The sequence below is a fragment of the Streptomyces sp. NPDC055955 genome, from assembly GCF_042270245.1.
Taxonomy (GTDB): domain Bacteria; phylum Actinomycetota; class Actinomycetes; order Streptomycetales; family Streptomycetaceae; genus Streptomyces.
Map to the genome: position 1 here is coordinate 158,241 of NZ_JBHJYS010000023.1, position 19,030 is coordinate 177,270.

Annotated in this window: 19 protein-coding genes and 2 pseudogenes; 8 read left to right on the forward strand and 13 right to left on the reverse strand. The window is 67.9% G+C overall.

From position 1 onward, the window contains the following. Positions 1–159: 159 nt before the first annotated feature. A complete protein-coding gene (locus ACFC96_RS35830; protein ID WP_376616225.1) occupies positions 160–489 on the reverse strand; it encodes a hypothetical protein in 330 nt (109 codons plus the stop codon). Positions 490–1,342: 853 nt separating this feature from the next. Next, a complete protein-coding gene (locus ACFC96_RS35835) occupies positions 1,343–2,032 on the reverse strand; it encodes a sulfite exporter TauE/SafE family protein (RefSeq protein WP_376616227.1) in 690 nt (229 codons plus the stop codon). A 230-nt stretch (positions 2,033–2,262) separates the two neighbouring features. Between ACFC96_RS35835 and ACFC96_RS35840 the strand changes: the two are divergent. Next, positions 2,263–2,439 (forward strand): annotated as a pseudogene (locus ACFC96_RS35840) (hypothetical protein); the annotation flags it as partial. 5 nt (positions 2,440–2,444) lie between these two features. Beyond that, a complete protein-coding gene (locus ACFC96_RS35845) occupies positions 2,445–3,107 on the forward strand; it encodes a hypothetical protein (RefSeq protein ID WP_376616290.1) in 663 nt (220 codons plus the stop codon). A gap of 190 nt (positions 3,108–3,297) precedes the next feature. On the opposite strand, the gene ACFC96_RS35850 is transcribed toward ACFC96_RS35845, so the two are convergent. Next, the gene (locus ACFC96_RS35850) at positions 3,298–3,894 is read right to left on the reverse strand and encodes a TetR/AcrR family transcriptional regulator (protein ID WP_376616229.1); all 597 of its coding nucleotides are present in this window, start codon (positions 3,892–3,894) and stop codon (positions 3,298–3,300) included. A 219-nt stretch (positions 3,895–4,113) separates the two neighbouring features. On the opposite strand from ACFC96_RS35850, the gene ACFC96_RS35855 reads away from it, so the two are divergent. Beyond that, complete coding sequence (locus ACFC96_RS35855) at positions 4,114–4,749, forward strand: ATP-binding protein (protein WP_376616231.1); 636 nt, start codon at positions 4,114–4,116, stop codon at positions 4,747–4,749. A gap of 338 nt (positions 4,750–5,087) precedes the next feature. Here the strand turns inward: ACFC96_RS35855 and ACFC96_RS35860 are convergent, their stop codons facing one another. From ACFC96_RS35860 to ACFC96_RS35870, 3 genes are all read right to left on the reverse strand, one after another. Then, a complete protein-coding gene (locus ACFC96_RS35860; RefSeq protein WP_376616233.1) occupies positions 5,088–5,903 on the reverse strand; it encodes a sulfite exporter TauE/SafE family protein in 816 nt (271 codons plus the stop codon). A gap of 161 nt (positions 5,904–6,064) precedes the next feature. Then, positions 6,065–6,439: a fluoride efflux transporter FluC gene (locus ACFC96_RS35865; RefSeq protein ID WP_376616235.1), complete on the reverse strand. Its 375-nt coding sequence runs from the start codon at positions 6,437–6,439 to the stop codon at positions 6,065–6,067. Then, a complete protein-coding gene (locus ACFC96_RS35870; protein ID WP_376616237.1) occupies positions 6,436–6,957 on the reverse strand; it encodes a fluoride efflux transporter FluC in 522 nt (173 codons plus the stop codon). Before ACFC96_RS35870 ends, ACFC96_RS35865 begins: the two co-directional genes overlap by 4 nt. Positions 6,958–8,004: 1,047 nt before the next feature. Between ACFC96_RS35870 and ACFC96_RS35875 the strand changes: the two genes are divergently transcribed. Both ACFC96_RS35875 and ACFC96_RS35880 read left to right on the forward strand, forming a co-directional pair. Continuing rightward, a complete protein-coding gene (locus tag ACFC96_RS35875; protein WP_376616238.1) occupies positions 8,005–9,015 on the forward strand; it encodes a sigma-70 family RNA polymerase sigma factor in 1,011 nt (336 codons plus the stop codon). 115 nt (positions 9,016–9,130) lie between these two features. Next, entirely contained in the window at positions 9,131–10,327 is a 1,197-nt protein-coding gene (locus ACFC96_RS35880; RefSeq protein ID WP_376616240.1) for an NAD(P)/FAD-dependent oxidoreductase, read from the forward strand. A gap of 572 nt (positions 10,328–10,899) precedes the next feature. On the opposite strand, the pseudogene tnpA reads toward ACFC96_RS35880, so the two are convergent. Further along, positions 10,900–11,304, reverse strand: a pseudogene (tnpA, locus tag ACFC96_RS35885) (IS200/IS605 family transposase); the annotation flags it as partial. A gap of 25 nt (positions 11,305–11,329) precedes the next feature. On the opposite strand from tnpA, the gene ACFC96_RS35890 reads away from it, so the two are divergent. Continuing rightward, positions 11,330–12,571 carry an RNA-guided endonuclease InsQ/TnpB family protein gene (locus ACFC96_RS35890; RefSeq protein WP_376616242.1) on the forward strand — a complete coding sequence of 414 codons (1,242 nt, stop codon included), beginning with the start codon at positions 11,330–11,332 and terminating at the stop codon, positions 12,569–12,571. A 71-nt stretch (positions 12,572–12,642) separates the two neighbouring features. Further along, complete coding sequence (locus ACFC96_RS35895) at positions 12,643–12,813, forward strand: DUF4287 domain-containing protein (protein ID WP_376616282.1); 171 nt, start codon at positions 12,643–12,645, stop codon at positions 12,811–12,813. A gap of 61 nt (positions 12,814–12,874) precedes the next feature. On the opposite strand, the gene ACFC96_RS35900 is transcribed toward ACFC96_RS35895, so the two are convergent. From ACFC96_RS35900 to ACFC96_RS35920, 5 genes are all read right to left on the reverse strand, one after another. Then, positions 12,875–13,336 (reverse strand): pyridoxamine 5'-phosphate oxidase family protein, encoded by a 462-nt coding sequence (locus tag ACFC96_RS35900; RefSeq protein ID WP_376616244.1) that lies wholly within the window; start codon positions 13,334–13,336, stop codon positions 12,875–12,877. A 396-nt stretch (positions 13,337–13,732) separates the two neighbouring features. Further along, entirely contained in the window at positions 13,733–14,590 is an 858-nt protein-coding gene (locus tag ACFC96_RS35905; protein ID WP_376616246.1) for an aldo/keto reductase, read from the reverse strand. Continuing rightward, complete coding sequence (locus tag ACFC96_RS35910) at positions 14,587–15,021, reverse strand: cupin domain-containing protein (protein ID WP_376616248.1); 435 nt, start codon at positions 15,019–15,021, stop codon at positions 14,587–14,589. Before ACFC96_RS35910 ends, ACFC96_RS35905 begins: the two co-directional genes overlap by 4 nt. Before the next feature lie 55 nt (positions 15,022–15,076). Then, positions 15,077–16,063, reverse strand: a complete 987-nt coding sequence (locus ACFC96_RS35915; protein WP_376616249.1) for an aldo/keto reductase — start codon at positions 16,061–16,063, stop codon at positions 15,077–15,079. A 2-nt stretch (positions 16,064–16,065) separates the two neighbouring features. Next, positions 16,066–16,956, reverse strand: coding sequence for a helix-turn-helix transcriptional regulator (locus ACFC96_RS35920; RefSeq protein ID WP_376616251.1), 891 nt, complete (start codon positions 16,954–16,956; stop codon positions 16,066–16,068). A gap of 151 nt (positions 16,957–17,107) precedes the next feature. On the opposite strand from ACFC96_RS35920, the gene ACFC96_RS35925 reads away from it, so the two are divergent. After that, positions 17,108–17,443 carry a carboxymuconolactone decarboxylase family protein gene (locus ACFC96_RS35925; RefSeq protein WP_376616253.1) on the forward strand — a complete coding sequence of 112 codons (336 nt, stop codon included), beginning with the start codon at positions 17,108–17,110 and terminating at the stop codon, positions 17,441–17,443. A gap of 56 nt (positions 17,444–17,499) precedes the next feature. On the opposite strand, the gene ACFC96_RS35930 is transcribed toward ACFC96_RS35925, so the two are convergent. Continuing rightward, positions 17,500–18,897 (reverse strand): MFS transporter, encoded by a 1,398-nt coding sequence (locus tag ACFC96_RS35930; protein ID WP_376616255.1) that lies wholly within the window; start codon positions 18,895–18,897, stop codon positions 17,500–17,502. Positions 18,898–19,030 lie beyond the last annotated feature (133 nt).

Sequence of the window (19,030 nt, forward strand, 5' to 3'; positions counted from 1 at the left end):
CTTTAATGAGAAGTAAACACCTCTCGGCGTTACAACTTGCATCCCGCGGGCCGACGGTCGATCCGTCACGGAGCGCACGGCCGGGTGACTCGTGAACCGGCTTGCCCTGTGGGGCGGGTGAGCAGGGCACCGTGCGGCTGCGCCCTGCCTGGGCGTGTATTAGAAGTCGCCGGTGCGCCGTGTTGGCCGTTCGGTGAAGTCGCGGGCGGCCATCCAAATGGTGAGGTCGCGGGCGATCTGGTCGATGTTCGTAGTGGTGGTGACGTCGTGTTCGCGGCGGGTGGTGTCGCGGCGGACGACTTCGTAGCCACCTTCGTCCAAGACAGCGACTGACGTGAACCAGGCCGGATCGTCTTCGCCGGGCTGGACGACGACGAAAGTGTTGTCCTCGCTGTTGAGGTCGTTGATCAGCATGAACAACGCATCCTCGGACGGGTCGTCGATGCCGTCGTCGTTTTCGCTGTCGGCGCGACAATACGCAGCCCTCATCGCGCCTGTCCCCCTCACCCCGCCTGCCCGATCGCGGTCAGGATGACATGCAGGACCGACATCGCTTGCGACTCACAGCCACGCATCGATCGCGGCGACGAGGACGGTTACCTCGAAGCAGACGGCGAACTTGTCGAACCTCATGGCCACCAACCGGTTCCGCTTCAGCCGGTTGATACCACACGCGACCGTATGCCGGGCTTGCAGTCCTCGCGGTCGAATGCGGATGGCCGCCCCCGCCGGCCGTTCCCCGGCGCTTGCGGTGGCCTCATCGGTCGGTTCGGGGATGGTGGACAACCGGATGCCGCAGCGACGCAGATAGGCCCGTTGGGCACGGGAGGAGTACGCCCGGTCGACCGCACCCGCAGCGGGCGAACGCGCGGACGGCCAGGGCCAGACCGGGGAATCCGGATGCCTTCCAGCACGACGATGAACTGCGGGCTGTCCCCGCGCTGACCTGCCGTGACCAATAGGGACAACGGCCGCTGCCCTTGCTCGCGGCACAGGCGGATCTTCGTCGTCCAGCCGCCACGCGAGCGGCCCAGGCCGTGGTCGTCGGCTCGGTACGGTTTCCGCCCGGAGGCTCCTTCTGGCTTTGCCCATCTTGCCGGGCACTTGCGGCATGGTGGTGAGCGCGGCAGATCGTGAAGACTACGTCGACCTCCAAGGTGATCTCTCCGGCTGCGTCCGCCCTGCACTGCAACTCCTTCAAAACTTCCACCCACACCCCGTTGCGCTGCCAGCGGCGGGGCAGGCCCTAGACGTCTGCCACGGCCCGTACTCCAGCGGAAGATCCCACCGCGGAGCACCCAGGGCTGATGCGTTCTCACGTGGTGAGATCGAGCAACGGAGCTCATCGCATCCCCCATAGACCCTTGATCAGGACGGAAAGGCCGCCGACAAGGGCCAGGGCGAAGATGAGTCGCCGGATCCACTGCTCAGGAACCCTCGGCGCGAGTGCCCTGCCGATGAGGGCGCCCGTTGCCAGGGCGGCCGCGGCCACCGTCCACGCCGTACCGGTCAGCTGCGGCGCGCCGTTCGCGGCAACCGAGAATACGTTAACTGTAATTCCGTAAAATTGTGCATTTGGAACAAATTCTCGCACCGGCCAGCCCGCGTTCACCGCATATAAGGAATACGGTGGCCCGCCCACACCGGCCGCAGAGTTCATTAATCCGCCGACCGCGCCGGCAGTGACTGCTCCCTTGGTTCCGCTCAGGGCAGATATGCGCAAGCCTCGCATCACAAATATCACGGCGGCCGTCACCAGAATGCCGACGCCAGCCAGCAGTGCGGGTTCGGGTAGTCGGGCCGCCACCCAGGAGCCCATCGGTACGGTGCACGCGGACGCGATGACCAGGGGAATCATTGCGCCGAGCCTCACCTGTCTCCAGCCCGTGGTAAGTCCGGCGATGCTTATGACGCCGGCCGCACAATTCGCGAGCACCACGCCCTGGGCGGGCCCGAGTACTAAAACAAGCGCGGGTACAGCGACCAGCGCGAATCCCATTCCGGTGAGCCACTGCACGGATGCGCCCAGCACCACTATGACTCCCAGTAGCAACTCTGCTGACCCAGCACCCTCCACGGAAGACTCCTCCGGTTAACCGGGATGATCTCCACCATCCTCCACGCCAGGGCTGATGCGTCCCCAGTCGGCGCGACGAGGCGTGATGAGCGATTCACCCGGGAATAGTGACAGTCAGTCGGTTTGCCCGGCTGGAAATGACGAGACGCGACCTCTGATGATCAAGGTTCTCGAAGCCATAGATCATGACCAGGGGTCGCGTTCGCGTGCCATCTTCGCTGATCGACGTCCTCGCATGCCACCGCGAGGACGTCGACCTCCCTTGCTTGCCTGCTGACCTGCGCACATTGGACCAGGTGCTGGACGAGGTGCCCGATCCACGCCGGGTCCGCGGCCGCCGCTACCGGATCGGCTCCCTGCTCGCGTTGTGCCTCGTTGCCGTCCTCGGCGGCGCCAAGTCGGTGACCGCCATTACACGATCGCCACCGACAGCAGTCCTGAGCTGCGCGAAAGCCTCAGATTCACCTCCACCACGCCGAACACCACCACCCTGGGGCGGCCACTGGCCCGCCTGGACGGCAACGCCCTGGACGACGCCATCGGCGCCTGGCTCGGCCGATACGCCACCGACCCCGTTCATGAACCCGGCGACCCCGTGCGCGGTCTCGCCGTCGACGGCAAAGCTGTGCGCGGCTCACCCACCGACACCGGCAAGGCCATCCACCTGCTCGCAGCCACCCTCCCTACCTCGCAGACCGTCATCTCCCAGCGCCAGATCCAGGCGAAGAGCAACGAGATCCCCACCTACGCCCCACTGCTGGAGCGCATCGACCTGCGCGGCAACAAACGCTTCTCCGAGGCGCCCGATCCTGGACGCCGGCAGCCGATCGATATAACGGCTTCGCTGCCGGCACATCGCTCGGTGAAGAACAGTCGCCGCATCTTGGTGAGCAGGTCTGCGGGATATCAGCGATCAGGGTCTCCGGCCCTTGGCCGGCAGGGCTGCCAGACGAGGCGAGTGAACAGCCGCCAGCTTGGGGCCGGGCTGTTCGTAGTTCCGCAACCGGTCGCACGGCGCACCGGGTCTTGAGGGCTGCGCACCACACTGCGCAGCCTCTGAGTGATCGGCCTCATAAGCCGACACCTCACCCGCGAAGCCACCCCGAACTGTTGCAACACCCGAACCCCGAACCGAACGACCTCACCAGCACAGAACACTCCTTGAGGCGGTGCGACTCCTCGGCCGGTCATGGATATCTAGGCTGCCGGCCCGAGTATCTCTAGGCGTTGCGCCAGCCGGGTTCGAGGCGGTCGAGAAGGGTGTGGAGGGCTGCGTCGGCTCGGCCCCAGGCGCCGTCGGCCAGGGGTGCGATGAGCAGGCCCAAGAACGAGTCGACCAAAAGGGCGGCCTCTGTCCGGGCCCGGGCCTCTGTCATGCCTAGGCCGAGAAAGACGGAGATGAGCAGGCCGGTCCACTCGGTGAGCACGTCGCGCATGACGGGCCCATACCGGTCTGGATGGAGCAGGCTGGCCGTCATGATCTCGAGGTAGAGGGGGAGCCAGGCACGCAGGTTGGGGGTGCTGAGTTGCTGCCAGGTTTGCTCCACGAAGCGGCGGAGCTCCGCAGGGTTCTTGGGGGCGGCGGTGGGGTCGAGCAGATCCCGGGCGCGCAGGAGCGGGCGCCTCTCGTCGAGCGCGAGCGCCTCGGCGACCATGCGTTCCTTGGTTCCGAAGTAGTACAAGAGCATGCGGTCGCTGGTGCCCAGGGCCCGGGCCAGCGGGCGGAGGGAAAGGTCGGCCAGGCCGTTGCGGATCACGTACGCACGGACCTGGTTCAGCAGGTCGCGACGTTTGGCCGGGTCGGGCGGGCGCGGCATGAAGGCTCCCAGCTGCAGCTGCGCGAGACGGACCAATCTCGCATGTCCGATTCACTACTTTCATTCGGGTATTTACTGTAGCACCCGCTTCATGTATATTCTTGAGTGTAGCGAGTGCTACGTGACGCATGGCCTGGCGCATGCCCGGCCCGGACGTCGACGGACCTGCGCCGCCCTGGCGGCCATGGCCCGCCAGGGTTCCAGAAAGGACTGATTCGTATGGCCTCCCGGGCCATCGACCCCGCCACGGCCTCCCGCCGGGGATGCTTTGCCTGGTTTCACCGCCGTCGACCTGTGGAGTCGGGGCGGACGGGCTCCGCGGACCCGGCACAGGGCAAGGGTCCGTCTCTGGAGGGAGCAGCCACATCATGGATCGCCCGCAACCGGGCTCTGTGGTCGCGCACCCTGGAGCCCCTGCGGCCGCTTGACAGGCCTCGCGCCTGCGCAACCGCCTGGGACGCCTCATGGCCCATACCCCGGGAACTGGCCTCGGTCCGCCAGGCCCGGCGCCTGGTGAGCGCCCAACTGAGCCACTGGAATCTGGAGGACCTCACGGACACCGCCGAGCTCATGGTCAGTGAACTGGTCACCAACGCCCTGCGGCACACGCGCGGCCCTCTGCGACTCAACTTGCAGCTGCGCGAACCCCGGCTGCGGTGCGAGGTCGAGGACACTGACCCCACCGGCCCCGTACGCCGCGTCGTCGACACCGACGCAGAAGACGGACGCGGCACGGAGCTACTCGATCTGCTCACCGAAGCCTGGGGCAGCACCCGCACGGCCACCGGCAAGACCACGTGGTGCGAAATGCTGACGCAGACGCCTTCGCCCAACGAATCGCCTGCCTCCGACTGAGCTGCTCCCAGTAGGTCCGGGCGGCCTCGGCAAACAGAGAGGCCGCTCGGCCTGAATTCAGACGTCGCCGAGAATCAACAGACCGATCGACGAGGATGTCCCTGAAGACCGTGTCCTACACGGTCAGTTCGAGGAAGCGGTTGCAGCAGCAGAGGGCGGCGACCAGGCCGAGCCAAGGGCATGTGCGAGCACCGCTGCAGTACGCGGGAGCCTCGCCGGGCGGCGCCGGCTACGGTCCGGCCGTGGCCAGCAGCCTCGGGCAGGGCCGTTGCGCCTTCTGTGGCCCGGACGCCGCCGAGGGGCGACGCGGAAGAAGGGTAGGCGGCGCGCGGCAGATTTCAGTCGTGACGGGCGAGCTTGACCGCGGAGACTAGCAAGATCACAGCGAGCACGGGGATCAGGATCGCATCGGGGAACACCCCGAGCAGCAGTCCGCCCAGGACCGCGCCGGCGACGGAGCCTGCGGCCAGGACCAGAGCGAAGCGGCGGTTGGAGCCGAGGACGGCGAAGCTGCCGTCGCGGCTGTAGCGGGCGAACGCCACGAGCATCGTGGGCAGGGAGACCAGCAGGGAGAGGCTCCCCGCCGTTTTGATCTTCTCCCCGAAGAGCAGCACGATCGTGGGGATCAGCAGCTCGCCGCCGGCGACGCCCATGATCGCCGCGACCACGCCGATGCCGAACCCGGCCACAACGCCGGCAGGCACCTGGGCCCACAGCGGCAGGTCGAGGGTGCCGAGGGTGGTGGTGTGGGTGACCACCAGGGCGGCGGCCATGAAGACCATCAGGACGGCGAGCACCTTGTAGAGGGTGGCCGAGCGCATGCGCACTGCCCAGGAGGCTCCTGCCCAGGCGCCGAGCAGGCTTCCGGCCAGCAGGTTCACGGCGACCGGCCAGCGTGCGGCGACGTCGGCGGCCGGGATCGCCGCCAGGCGGGCGGGCAGCGCGGTCAGGACCACGACCAGGCTCATCGCCTTGTTCAGGATGACGGCCGAGAGGGCGGCGAAGCCGAAGAGGCCGATCAGCAGCGGCAGTCGGAACTCCGCGCCGCCCAGCCCGATCATCCCGCCCAGGACACCGATGGCCGCTCCCGCGCCGAACACCAGAGGTGTCGGGTGATCCGAACGCAGGGAAACGAGATGTCGGTCGGTGGCCATGGCCGGAATCCTCGCTGGTCGTAGCCCCTGCCCGCTACGGCATGGCGCCACCTTCAGGCAAAGGCACCGCACCCCTTCCAAGGTTTCGTCAGGACCTCCGAGCGCCGGCGCCGGTCGAGAACACCAGATGGATGGACGAGACCTGGCCAGGCCGCGGACCCCTAGGCCAGGAGCGCGGTGGCGAGGGCGGTGGCGAGGTAGGCGCTACCCAGTCCGGCGACGACGCTGACGATCGCGTTGGCCGCGGCGAAGTACTTCGCACCGGTCTCGGCCAGGCGCAGGCTCTCGAAGGAGAAGGTGGAGTAGGTGCTGAGGGTCGCGCACAGGCCAGGGCCGACCAGGTGCTGGAGTGCCTGGGGCACGGTGGTGGCCGTTGCGGCGCCGGTGAGGAAACCGAGGCCGGCGCAGGCGGCGACGTTGACGCTGAAGGTGCCCCAGGGGAAGACGGTGTCGTGGCGGGCCTGGACGGCCCGGTCGGTGAGGTAGCGCAGCGGAGCCCCGAGGATCGCCCCGACGATGACCATCAGCCAGTTCACACCTGTCCCCGTTCCGTGCTGGCGCGCGGAAGGACCGCGAGGCGGGTGAGTGCTGTTGCGGCCCAGACCGCGAAGAAGGCGGCGAGCAGGGTGGTGGCCGCGTACAGCAGTCCGGTGCCGGGGTGGCCGTTGTCGAGGAGGCGCTGGGTGTCGAGGGTGGCGGTGGAGAAGGTCGTGTAGCCGCCCAGGACGCCGGTGCCCAGGAAGGGACGCGTCAGGGGGTGGACGGTGAAGCGTTCGGTGATCAGGACCATCAGGACGCCCATGGCGGCGCATCCGGTGACGTTGATCCAGAACGTCGTCCACGGGAACGCGGCGGGCGCGGTCGGCCAGATCAGGGTGGCGCCGTAGCGGGTGCAGGCGCCGAAGACGCCGCCGGCCGCGATGGCGGCGAGGATCTCGGCCTGGCGGCGTTTGGGGCTGGGGGTCTTTCCGGGCGGCCCCGGGTCGACGGCGGTGTCCGGGTCGACGGGTTCGGCCTGCCGGCCGGTGGCCGCAGTGGTGGGGTCTGGCTGCACGTGTTCAAGCTCCTACCTGATCGTCGCGGTCCGCGCGCGGGGGCACGGAAGGGTCAGGTAGGGACCGTTGGCGACCGGTGTGGTCACGGTTGGGTACGGCGGGCCCCACCGCCGTGCAGCCGCCCTTTGCAGGAGGTGGCTGCACGACCAGGATAGTCAACGCCTCTCCGCACCGGTTCTGCGGGTGGGGTCGGCGCTGGGCAGGGGCATCCTGCGGCGAACGTCCGGCCGCCTTCGAAGGGGCGGCCGGTGACGACGGATTACCTGCGATGACGCACGACGTGGCCAGGGGGACTCAGAAGGTCGATCCGCGCACAACTGCCCACTGGGCAAAGCCGGTCAGTCGACTCTCCGGACCGCACGCGACCAAGGTCAAAGAGGCCGACGCCGCCACGCTCACCATCGCCCGTACCCGAACTCACCGGTACCCCTCAGGACGCAGCCCACCAACCGACAACACGTCAGGACCTCACGCAGAATCCGGCAGAACGGTTCTCCCGGAGCGGAGTGTGGGCGACCTCGACAGCTTGATCCGCACCCAACTGCCCGCGGAATAGCGTCTGCCTCTTGGAAAAGGAACTCGGCACGTACGAAGAACCCGCCCGCCCCGGAGCCTGTTTCGTCCGCGCCTTCCTCTGTTGGCCCCGGCTATCGCCGCGAGGCGGTCTACGAGGACGCCGCCGACATCACCTTCCTCGACCGATGGCCCACTCTCCCCCAGCGGGCGTGTTGCGAAAGCCTCAGACCGCCGTCGCGGCGGCAGATGAGACGTCAGGCTCGCCGACGGTCGCCCAGGGTGGAGCGCGCACCTGTGCGCCCGGCCGCCGCCCCCGACAGGTCCCTTGCGGGTTCGCTTCCCTCTCGACCACGTTCCAAGGCCCGCACCCGCTGGAGTGGATCCGTTGCAGCATCCCTTCGAGCCGAATGGAGATGCGACGCAAGAGCTGGCTGGGTTCTGCCGCGCCTACGACGGCGGCTTCGGACGGAGCGGACGGCCCGGGCGAGGAGGGCCGTGAAAGCGTGCATGGCGCCGGTTAGGATCTGGGCATGGCCCTGACTCTGAGTGACGTGGACCGGTTCGAGGCGGCCAGGCCCCGTCTCGAGGCCATCGCCTACCGCATGCTCGGTTCGGCGAGTGAGGCGGAAGACGCCGTACAGGAGACCTATCTGCGCTGGCAGGCCGCCGATGTCGAGCGCATCGAGGTGCCCGAGGCGTGGCTGACGAAGGTTCTCACCAACCTCTGCCTCAACCAGCTCACTTCAGCCCGTGCGCGCCGCGAGACGTACGTCGGCCAGTGGCTGCCCGAACCGCTGCTCGACGGGGACCCGATGCTGGGTCCGGCGGAGACGGCCGAGCAGCGCGAGTCGGTGTCGTACGCCGTGCTGGTCCTTTTGGAACGGCTCTCCCCCAACGAGCGTGCGGTGTACGTGCTGCGCGAGGCATTCGCCTACTCCCACCGGGAGATCGCCGCGATCCTGGACCTCAGCGAGGCGGCCAGCCAGCAGATCTTCCATCGCGCGAAGAAGCATGTGGCGCAGGGCAGGGCGCAGGCGGCTTCGGGCCGGGATGCCGCGGGCGGGGCGGCTTCGGGCGGGGCTGCCGGCGGGGCGTCGGCCGAGATCGACGAGGCGGCCGCGCGCCGTGTCGTCGAGGAGTTCTTGGCTGCGGCGACCAGTGGTGAGACCGGGCCGCTGATCAAGCTGCTCACCTCGGACGCCATCGCGGTCGGCGACGGTGGCGGAAAGGTGCCGGCCCGGGCCAGTGCCTTCGAGGGCGCACTCGCGGTGGCGAAGTTCCTGCGCGGGCTGTTCAAGCCTGCCCAGGCCAAACGGGATCTGGTCGGCGGTTCGCCCGACCTCTACGCCACCACCGCCAACGGCGGCCCCGCGGTCGTCGCGGTGATCGACGGGCGGGTCTTCGGCATCATGTGCCTGGAGCGGACGCGGGAGGGCATCGTCGCGATCCGCAGCCAGGTCAACCCGGACAAGCTGGAGCGTGCGACGCAGCGGTGGGCCGCAAGCGATTTCGGTGCTCCGGTCCTGGCCGAAGCCCTCTGAACAAATATGTGACCCAGGTCACACTCCTGTTCTGTCAGGGATCCGCGGGCTGCCCGGTTCAAGAGGCGTGACCGGGCCACAAGGCGCCGCACCCGCACAGACAGGAGCCAAGAAAATGCAGCACCGCATCATCGTCCTCGGCGCCGGCTACTCCGGAGCGATCGCGGCCGGCCGGCTCGCCAAGCGGCTGCGCCGCGAGGACGTCGCCATCACCCTCGTCAACGCCGAACCCGACTTCGTCGAGCGGGTCCGGATGCACCAGCTGGCCGTGGGCCAGGAGCTGACGCCGCGCCCACTGCGCGACATGTTCGCGGGCACGGGCGTCGAGCTGAAGCTCGCCAAGGCAACGTCGATCGACGTGGACCGAAAGACGGTCGCCGTCACGAGCGCCGACGGCTCGGAACAACTGCCGTACGACACCCTCGTCTACGCCCTCGGCAGCGGATGGAACGCAGACGGCGTCCCGGGCGTCGCCGAGCACGGCCACCAGATCGCGAGCCGCCCCGGCGCGCTTCGGCTGCGCGAGCGCCTGGCCCAGCTCGCGGAGGGCGAGACGGTCCTCGTCGTGGGTGGCGGCCTGACCGGACTGGAGTTCGCCACAGAGGTGGCCGAGGCCCGCCCGGACCTCGACGTCGCGCTCGCCACGCGCGGCGAACTGGGCGACTGGCTCTCCCCGAAGGGCCGCACGCATCTGCGCAAGGTCACCGACGGGCTCGGCATCACGGTGTACGAGAACGCGCCGGTGACCACGGTCGAGGCGGACCGGGTCACGACCGCGGACGGCCGGACCATTGCGGCCGCCGTCACCGTCTGGACCACCGGCTTCGCGGTCCACCCACTGGCGAAGGCCACCGGCCTCGAGCTCTCGGACAGCGGCCGGATCATGGTCGACGCGACGATGCGCTCGCTCTCGCACCCGGACGTGTACGCGATCGGCGACGCCGGCCACGCACTGGGCGCCGGAGACAAGCCACTGCGTATGTCATGCGCCTCCGGCGCCCCCATGGCATGGCGGGCCGCGGACGCTGTCGCCGCCCGCCTCAGTGGCGGCACGCCGACGAGCGCCCCACTGCGCTACTTCAACCAGTGCATCTCACTCGGCCGCAAGGAAGGGCTCATCCAGTTCGTCACCGCCGACGACCGCTCCGTGGACCACACCCTGGCCGGCCGCTTCGCGGTCCGCTACAAGGAGTTGGTCTGCAAGGGCGCCCTCTGGGGTGTCGCCAACCCCACCCTGGGCATTCCGGTACGACGGCGGCGAGTGGTGGCCGACCACGTAGCGTCTAAGGAGACAGCACGGGTGACAGCCTGAGCTTGCCGGAGGAGTCTCAGCGGCCCCCGCACGCCGAGCAGCGCCGTCGGCCCCGTCGATGAGCACGCGCTCCTCGTCCCAGTTGACCGCGAGGCCGGCCAGGAGCTTCAACGCATCGCTCACGCGCCGGGTCCGGGCCGGCGAGAGCGATGCGGGCATGGAACGGCACCGCGTACAAAGATGCCTGACAGCGAGTGCCCTGGCGCGCGAGATGATCGAACAGGCTGTCCTACGGCCTGCTGTCGAGACTGCTCCTCGTCTCGGCGCAGGGCACGCAGTTGGCCGGGAACATCGGCGGCCGTCCCCAGGCATCGTTCAAGTTCGACCAGTCCACTTCGACCAGACCGGTCACAGGAAACGAGGACGCCCATGGCCTACGAAGTGAAGGTCCCTGCCAGCCAGCTACCGGGATTCATTCGCAGTGCTTCGGGCTTGAGCCCGGTGGTGAAGCGAATCTCGTAGAGCGGCGCGGAGCGGCGCGGTGTCGTGCCCTGTGAAGCAGGGTGCTGCTGTCTCCAGGGCTGGCGACGCGGAGCGTCACAGTGCCGGGCGGTGAGGGTCAGATCGGTCGGTTTCTGTTGCTCGATGTACTGCTTGACGATGCTGAGGGGTGCGCCGCCTACAGTGGTGGCGAAGTAGGACCTGGACCAGAGTTTGCTGGCCCGCCAGTAGTGCCGGACCAGGTCGGGGAATTCCGGGCACAGGCGTCGGGAGAAGACTCCTTTGAGGGAGTTGGCGAGTTTGGCCACGGTGACCTTGGGCGGGACGTTCACCAGGAGGTGGACGTGGCTGTCTTCTCCGTTGAACTCGATCGTCTCGCACTCGAAGTCGGCGCAGACCGCCCGCACTATCTCCTCCATGCGCCGAAGAGGGCATCCGTGAACACCCTTGTGCCGGAACTTGGTCACGAAGACCAAGTGGGCATGCATGACGAAAGCACAGTGTCTGCCAGTTCTGATGTTCCGCATCTCGGTCATAACCCGAATATGTAGGGTGACGGTCATGCAGCTTCGGTACGCCTTCAGGTTGTACCCGGAGCCCGGCCAACAGGCAGCTTTGGCACGGGCGTTCGGGTGCGCCCGCGTCGTGTTCAACGACGCGGTGCGTGCCCGCCGTGACGCCCGCGCCGCCAAGGAGCCCTACCCCACATCCAAGGTCCTTTCGGCGTCGCTGATCACCGAAGCGAAGCAGCGCCCCGAACGCGCCTGGCTCAGTGACGTGTCCGCGGTGGTATTGCAGCAGGCGCTGCGGGACGCGGATACCGCCCACGCCAACTTTTTCGCCTCCCTCAAGGGGGAACGCAAGGGGGCGAAGATGGGCGAGCCGTCCTTCCGCTCCCGTAAGGACTCGCGGCAGGCAGTCCGGTTCACCGCGAATGCCCGCTGGAAAATCACCAAGGACGGGAAACTCTCCCTGCCGAAGATCGGCGAGGTGCGGGTGAAGTGGTCCCGAGCACTGCCATCAATGCCGTCCACGGTCACCGTCATCAAGGACGCCGCCGGCCGGTACTTCGCCAGCTTCGTCATCGAAACCGACCCCGTGACCGACGCCGCCAAGATGCCCGCCCCTGCCCCCGACTCCTGCGCCGGCATCGACCTCGGTCTCACTCACTTCGCGGTCCTGGACGACGGCACGAAGATCGATGCCCCACGGTTTTTGCGCCGTGCGGAGAAGAAGCTCAAGAAGGCCCAGCGGGAGCTGTCCCGCAAACAGAAGGGATCTAAGAACCGTGAGAAGGCCCGGCTGAAAGCCGCCCGCGCCCATGCCCACGTCGCTGACGCGCGCAAGGACTTCTGCCACCAGCTCTCCACCCGGATCATCCGTGAGAACCAAACGGTGGTCGTGGAGAACCTGGCGGTCAACGGACTCGCGCGCACCCGGCTGGCGAAGAGCGTGCATGACGCGGGCTGGTCGGTGTTCGTCGACATGCTGGAATACAAGGCTAAGCGGTACGGGCGCGAGTTCGTGCGCATCGGCCGTTTCATCCCGACCACCCGTACCTGCTCCGCCTGCGGACATGTCGACGGACCCAAACCCCTTCACGTGCGGGAGTGGACCTGCCCCGCCTGCCATACCCTGCACGATCGCGATGTGAACGCCGCGAAGAACATCAAAGCCGCCGGATACGGTGGTTCGAGCCTGCGGAGCGTTGGTAAGACCAAACCCCCAGCATCATCGGGGGCGAGGCACGGCGTGAAGAAGCAGGAAGCCACGGAATCCCGTACCGAAAACCGTGCCGCGTAGCGGCACCGCAACCAGTACGAGACGGCCAAAATCCTCGGACTTCAGCCCGAGGAGCATGTCAATTCCCCTCCATCGAGAAGAAGTACGGCCGCCCGATCGCCGAATGGAAGGAGCTCATCCGCGCCTCCCCCCTCAGCAAGCACATGGAGCTCGTCAACTGGCTCAAGTCCGAGCACGGTGTGGGCCACGGCCACGCCAACGCCCTCGTCGCCCACACCCTCGCCGAGGACGCCGGCAAGTAGCCAGGGCACGAGCACCGAGCGGAAGGCCCACTGCAGGCAGGGCTTCCGGCCACGGCAGCCGCTACTCCAGCCAAGCGCCGTCACGCATGATGACCCTGCCGCTCAACTCCGGCTCCCCGCGCCAAGCACGTACCACCTTCGGCTCTATCTTCAGATACACGAAGGGGTCGTCCTCCGTGCGCGGGTCCCAGCCGAACTTTCCGGCGAACGCGCCTGCTGCGTCCGTCGGCACCTCCTGGTCGGTGAAACTCTGCGCCGTCCCCTGGAGCAGTACGACATCGAACGTGTCCGGCAGTGACAGGCGCACCCGCGGGTCTTTGCGTACGTTGCGCACCGTCGCCGACGTCCCGCTCGTGCACACCCAGACCGCTTTTCCGTCCCATGCGAACCACAACGGGACCTGGTGGGGGCCGTGATCGCAGTGAGCTGTCGCCACCCAGACATCCCGCTCCGTGGCAAGGCGGTCGAATGTGTCGCGCTTACGTTCAGCCACCGAGCGGTGAACGACTTTTCTGTTCTGCATAGCCGCCGACGCTAGTCAGCAAGATCGGAAAGCGCATGGGGCTGTGGCCCTACATCCCTTGACCGATATCCATGTCCGTCTCGGACGTGAACGAAGGTGAGCCGGTCTGAGGAACCTCTGCGTGTGGGGTGGGGAGATTCAAAAGTGCGCCGGTGACTGAGCACCGTAGGTGAACTCCGTGGCCGACTACGTGCTAAGAGCGTCCCGGGCTGAGCATGTCAGTGGGCGCCGCTCGCCGACTGACATGCTCAGATATTGAGGGCTCTGGAGCAGCGCACGCGTGCCGTCAGAACTGTGCCGGCCCCTTGAACCTTGGCTCGCGTACCCTCGCCGATCCGGGCGAACAAGCCAGGCTTGAGCGGACAAGCCGGCCGACTTGGGGCGCGTTCCTCTTCGTCACTTCCCGCTGTAGACGGGGAAGGCGCTGTGCTCGCCGTAGTCCACGTCGCTCAGGCCCCTCAAGGTGTCCATGTCGTCGCTGGAGATCTCGAAGTCGACCTCGGTGTTGGAGCGCATGTGCTCGGGGTTCGCGGTCTTGGGCAGCGATACCGTGCCCAGCTGCAGGGTGTAGCGGATGCACAGCTGCGGGACGGACACGCTGTACTTGTCTGCCATCGCTTGGACCTCGGCGTTGTCGAGGATCGCTCCGTGCGCGATCGGCGAGTACGCCTCGACGAGGATCTGCTTGTTGTCGCAGTAGTCCAGGAGCTCGGAGGGGGTGTTGCCGGCGTGGACGAGCAGTTGGTTGACGTGGGGCACGACGGTCGCGCCCGGCGCGATGTTCTCGAGGTCCTGCTGCTGGAAGTTGGACACGCCGATGGCGCGGATCTTGCCGGTCTGGTGCGCCTCTTCGAGCGCGCGCCAGGCTTCGCGGTTGCCCTTGGCGTAGTCGCCGCCGCGGAAGTCGTCCCATGGCTGCGGGCTGTGGATGAGCATCAGGTCGATGTAGTCGGTCCCGAGCTTCTCCAGGGATCCGTCGATCGCGTCGACCGCCTGGTCGTAGTCCTTGATCTCCGCGGCGAGTTTGGTCGAGACGAACAGCGCGTCGCGGGGGACGCCGGCGGTGCGCACGCCCTCTCCGACGCCGCGTTCGTTGCCGTAGGCCTGGGCGGTGTCGATGTTGCGGTAGCCGATCTCCACGGCGGCGCGGACGGCGGCGGCTGCCTTGTCGTCGTCGATGAACCAGGTGCCGAGCCCCAGCTTGGGGATCTCTACACCGTTGGACAGAGTGTAGGTCTCGTCGAGGATGGTCATGCGGTTGCTCCGTTCTTCGGCAGCTTTCCGTACACCTCGTCGGTGACGGGCTCGAGCCATTCGTTGCTGACGTCTTCGCCGGGGGTGATGAAGGCGATGTGGGAGAACCAGGAGTCGGCTTTCGCGCCGTGCCAATGCTTGGTGCCCGCCGGGACGCGCACCACCGTTCCCGGTTCCATGCTGACGGGGTCCTCGCCCTCGGCCTGGTACCAGCCGCTGCCCGCCGTGCAGAGCAGGATCTGGTCTCCGCCGCCGGCCGTGCCGTGGTGGATGTGCCAGTTGTTTCGGCAGCCCGGCTCGAAGGAGACATTGCTGACGGGAACGCTTCCCGTGGCGAGCGGAGCAAGGTAGCTCTGGCCGATGAAGTACTGCACGTAGGCGTTGTTCTTCTCCCCCAGCGGGAAGATCTGGTGAAATCCGTCGACGGTCATTTCTTTCTTTCCTTCGGTTTCAGCGCTTCGGGTTGGGCAGGGCACGTAGCGCTTCCTAGCGATTGACGTAGGCCATGTGCTCGGGGTTGTAGCGGTCGCCGCTGACGCCGACCCGTCGGGGGAGGCCGTCGAGGTCCGCGACCTCGTCTGCTGACAGGGCGACGGTGGTCGCGGCGGTGTTCTCCTGGATGCGTGCCGTGTGGCGGGTGCCGGGGATCGGCACGATCCATGGCTGCTGGGCGAGCAGCCAGGCCAGGGCGATCTGGCTCGGCGTTGCGCCCTTGGTCTCGGCGAGCTGCCAGACGTGGTCGACGAGCGCCTGGTTCGCGGCGAGGTTCTCCGCCGTGAAGCGCGGGACCCGGTGGCGGATGTCGCCGTCGGTGAAGGTCGTGGACGTGTCGACGGTGCCGGTGAGGAAGCCCTTGCCGAGGGGGCTGAACGGGACGAAGCCGATGCCGAGGTCGGCGAGCGTGGGCAGCACCTCGGCCTTGGGGTCCCGTGTCCACAGAGAGTATTCGCTCTGGACGGCGGTCACGGGGTGGATGGCATGTGCGGCGCGAATGGTGGCGGCGGAGGCCTCGGAGAGCCCGAAGTGCCTGACCTTGCCCTCGGAGATCAGCTCTCCGACCGTGCCTGCGACGTCCTCGATCGGCACATTGGGATCGACTCGGTGCTGGTAGAAGAGGTCGATCGTGTCGGTGCGGAGCCGCTTGAGGGACTGCTCCGCGCCGCGGCGGATCTGCTCGGGACGGCTGTCGAGGCCGACGCTCCGGCCGTCGCGGATGTCCCATCCGAACTTGGTGGCGATCACGACCTGGTCGCGGATCGGCTCGAGCGCCTCGCCGACCAGCTCCTCGTTTATGTACGGGCCGTAGACCTCGGCTGTGTCGAAGAAGGTCACTCCCTCGTCGACGGTGGAGCGCAGCACCGCGATCATGTCGTGGCGGCTGCCGGGGTTGGGGCCGTAGCTCTGGGACATGCCCATCACGCCGAGCCCGATCGCGGAGACCTCCAGGCCTTGTCCGAGTGTTCTTGCGTGCATGGTCAACTTTCTTGGGTCGTGGTCGGGTGCCCGCTCCAGGGCGGTGCTGCGGTGGTCGCGGCGAGGCTCGCGAGCAGTTGCAGACGTTCCTGGCTGGGCGAGCCGGGTTCCGCGGTGTAGACGAGAAGGGACAGTCCGGGTTCGGCGGTCAGCTCCATCCCCTCGTAGGTCAAGGTGAGGTCGCCGACGGCGTGGTGGTGGAACTCCTTGGTGCCCGATCCGTGGCGGCGCACATCGTGTGCTCCCCACCGGGTGCGGAACGTGTCGCTGCACGTGGACAGCTCACCGATCAGGTCGTGGAGCTGCTTGTCCTGGGGGTCACGGCCGGCTTCGGTGCGCAGGATCGACACGGTGACGTCCGCGGCCGCCTCCCAGTCGGAGTAGAAGGTCTTGGCCCGCTCGTCGAGGAAGCAGTAGCGTGCCAGGTTTCCTTGTCCGGGGCCGTCCAGCACCTCGTCGTAGAAGGCATGCCCGAGGACGTTGGTGGCGAGGACGTCCATCCGTCCGTTGCGCACGAACGCGGGCCCGAGGACGATCGCGTCCAGCACACGGGTGAGGCTCTCTCTGGGCACCCACTTCTTCGGCCTGCGTTTGCGTACGGGTGGGGCGGCGCCGCTGGCTGCCCGTGCGAGGTCGAAGAGGTGCTCGCGCTCGGCGTCGTCCAGCTGCAGCGCCCGGGCGACCGAGTCGAGGACCGCGTCGGAGACGCCGGCCAGGTGGCCGCGCTCGATCTTGGCGTAGTACTCCGGGCTCACGTCGGCGAGCATCGCCACCTCGCCCCGGCGCAGACCCGCGACCCTGCGGTGTCCGTAGACCGGAAGGCCGGCCTGTTCGGGGGTGAGGTTTGCTCGACGGGACATGAGGAACTCCCGTGCTTCGTTCCTGGCGTCCATGCGTTCCACGCTAAGGCGCGAAGCCTGGGTGAGGGATCCTCTGCCAGTACATCCTTCACCGGGGACTCCCTCGCTGTGCATGTGCGGCGATGTCATTGGCATTGCATCTTCAGAGATCGACGGCGGACGTCGGCGCAGTTAGGGAGAGATCGTGGCTGAGAACACGGGCGCGGGCTGGAGCGGCGGGAAGAACGCCTTCGGCGACTTCGCCCCGGGAATGGTCCATTACACCGACAGGGTCCTCTTCGACGAGGTCTGGGAGCGCGAGGGACTGTCCAAGCGCGACCGCAGCCTCGTCACCGTCGCTGCTCTGACGGCGCTCGGAAGGATGGACCAGCTGCAGTTCCACCTCGGCTTCGCCCGCCAGAACGGCGTCACCGACGAGGAACTGCAGGAGGCTCTGCTGCACCTGGCGTTCTACTCCGGCTGGCCCAACGGCATGGGAGCGACGAGCGTGCTGAAGAGCATCGTCGAGCAGCAGGGCTGAGCTCGTCCCCAGGTGCGGCCGCGGTGTCGGGCCGGTGGTAGGTGACGGCACCCCGTTCACGGCTTCCGGCCTCGGGTGACGCCCAGGTTCCTGGTCGTCAGGGCCGCCAGGAGTGCGACGGCGGCGGCCAGAGCGAGGCTGGTACGCAGCCCGTGCTGGAATCCGGACGTCCCGGAGATCAGAGCGCCGAAGACGGCGACGGCCAGGGCACCGCCGATCTGGCGGCTGGTGTTGAAGACGCCACTGGCGGTCCCGGTCTGCTCGGCGGGCACGTGGTCCAGCAGCAGGGCTGTGGTCGGGGGCATCACCAGTGGGCCGGCCATCCCCACGGGGATCAGCAGCAGCGCGCTCGCCCACACCGGCGCCGAGGCCGGCACCAGCGCCAGGGCGACCGAGCCGGCCGCCATCAGGACCAGACCCGTGATCACCGGGACGCGGGGGCCGGTGCGCTCGGCGATCCGCGCGGAGAACGGCGTCAGCAACGCACTGAGCAGCATCATCGGAAGGAACGCGATCCCGGCGCCCAGCGCGGACAGGCCGTGCTGCTGCTGGAAGTACAGGGAGAAGAGGAACGGCAGTCCGTAGAAGCCGGTCATGAACGCGAAGCCGATGCCGGTGGCGACGACCATCGTCGCGGAGCGGAACAGGGTGAGCGGCAGCATCGGGTGGGCCACTTTGGCCTGCGCCGCGAGGAATGCGACCAGAGCGGCGAGGGCGAGCCCGAGCGCTGCCAGGACCTGAGGCGCGCCGAATCCGGCGTCCCCCGCCTCGATCGCCCCGTACGTCAGGCCGCCCATCGCAAGGATCGCGGTGATCTGCCCGATCCAGTCGAAGGGGGCGGGGCGGGTCGGCGACGGCCTCGTGCGGGAGAGCAGGAGCAGGGTCAGGACGCCGACCGGCAGATTGATCCAGAAGATCATCCGCCAGGAAACCAGGCTCAGCACGCCTCCGAGCACCGGGCCCGCGGCTGCGGCTGTGGCGCCACCCATCGCCCACACGCCGACGGCTCGCGCACGGCGGCCCGGCTCCGGGAACGCCTGACGCACCAGCGCCATCGACGTCGGCATGGTGACGGCCGCGCCGATGCCCTGCACCAGGCGGGCGGCGATGAGCATGGGCAGAGTCGGTGCCAGACCACAGGCCACCGAAGCGATGACGAACAGGCTCAGACCCCCGGCGAACGCGCGGCGCGCCCCGATCCGGTCCGAGAGGGCCCCTGCGGACAGCAGCAGCGCCGCGAACATCAGCGTGTAGGCGTCGACCACCCACTGCAGGCCGGTGATACCGCCGCCCAGCGCGTCGCGGATCGAGGGCAACGCGACGTTCACGATCGTCGCGTCCAGCGTGATGACGAAGAAGCCGAGGACAGCAGCAGCCAGCGTCGCCGTGGCGTGCCGGTTCGTCTCATGCGCGTCCGCCTTCAGCGACCGGGGCGGCGAAGCGGTAAGAGGCATGACGGTACGGGGTCCTTCCACACAGCGGAGACAAGCGCCGGTCCAAACGGTCCGGTCACCTGTCCACAGAACCACTCACCACATCTGACCTGGGAGTCCTTGTCGGGAGGGGTCCTGCCAGTACCCCTCCCGG

What these genes read in the sequence shown, in the direction of transcription:
- ACFC96_RS35830 (WP_376616225.1), bottom strand. Translation starts at nt 489, where the DNA reads ATGAGGGCTGCGTATTGTCGCGCCGACAGCGAAAACGACGACGGCATC.
- ACFC96_RS35850 (WP_376616229.1), bottom strand. Translation starts at nt 3,894, where the DNA reads ATGCCGCGCCCGCCCGACCCGGCCAAACGTCGCGACCTGCTGAACCAG.
- ACFC96_RS35855 (WP_376616231.1), top strand. Translation starts at nt 4,114, where the DNA reads ATGGCCTCCCGGGCCATCGACCCCGCCACGGCCTCCCGCCGGGGATGC.
- ACFC96_RS35860 (WP_376616233.1), bottom strand. Translation starts at nt 5,903, where the DNA reads ATGGCCACCGACCGACATCTCGTTTCCCTGCGTTCGGATCACCCGACA.
- ACFC96_RS35875 (WP_376616238.1), top strand. Translation starts at nt 8,005, where the DNA reads ATGGCCCTGACTCTGAGTGACGTGGACCGGTTCGAGGCGGCCAGGCCC.
- ACFC96_RS35880 (WP_376616240.1), top strand. Translation starts at nt 9,131, where the DNA reads ATGCAGCACCGCATCATCGTCCTCGGCGCCGGCTACTCCGGAGCGATC.
- ACFC96_RS35890 (WP_376616242.1), top strand. Translation starts at nt 11,330, where the DNA reads ATGCAGCTTCGGTACGCCTTCAGGTTGTACCCGGAGCCCGGCCAACAG.
- ACFC96_RS35900 (WP_376616244.1), bottom strand. Translation starts at nt 13,336, where the DNA reads ATGCAGAACAGAAAAGTCGTTCACCGCTCGGTGGCTGAACGTAAGCGC.
- ACFC96_RS35905 (WP_376616246.1), bottom strand. Translation starts at nt 14,590, where the DNA reads ATGACCATCCTCGACGAGACCTACACTCTGTCCAACGGTGTAGAGATC.
- ACFC96_RS35910 (WP_376616248.1), bottom strand. Translation starts at nt 15,021, where the DNA reads ATGACCGTCGACGGATTTCACCAGATCTTCCCGCTGGGGGAGAAGAAC.
- ACFC96_RS35915 (WP_376616249.1), bottom strand. Translation starts at nt 16,063, where the DNA reads ATGCACGCAAGAACACTCGGACAAGGCCTGGAGGTCTCCGCGATCGGG.
- ACFC96_RS35920 (WP_376616251.1), bottom strand. Translation starts at nt 16,956, where the DNA reads ATGGACGCCAGGAACGAAGCACGGGAGTTCCTCATGTCCCGTCGAGCA.
- ACFC96_RS35930 (WP_376616255.1), bottom strand. Translation starts at nt 18,897, where the DNA reads ATGCCTCTTACCGCTTCGCCGCCCCGGTCGCTGAAGGCGGACGCGCAT.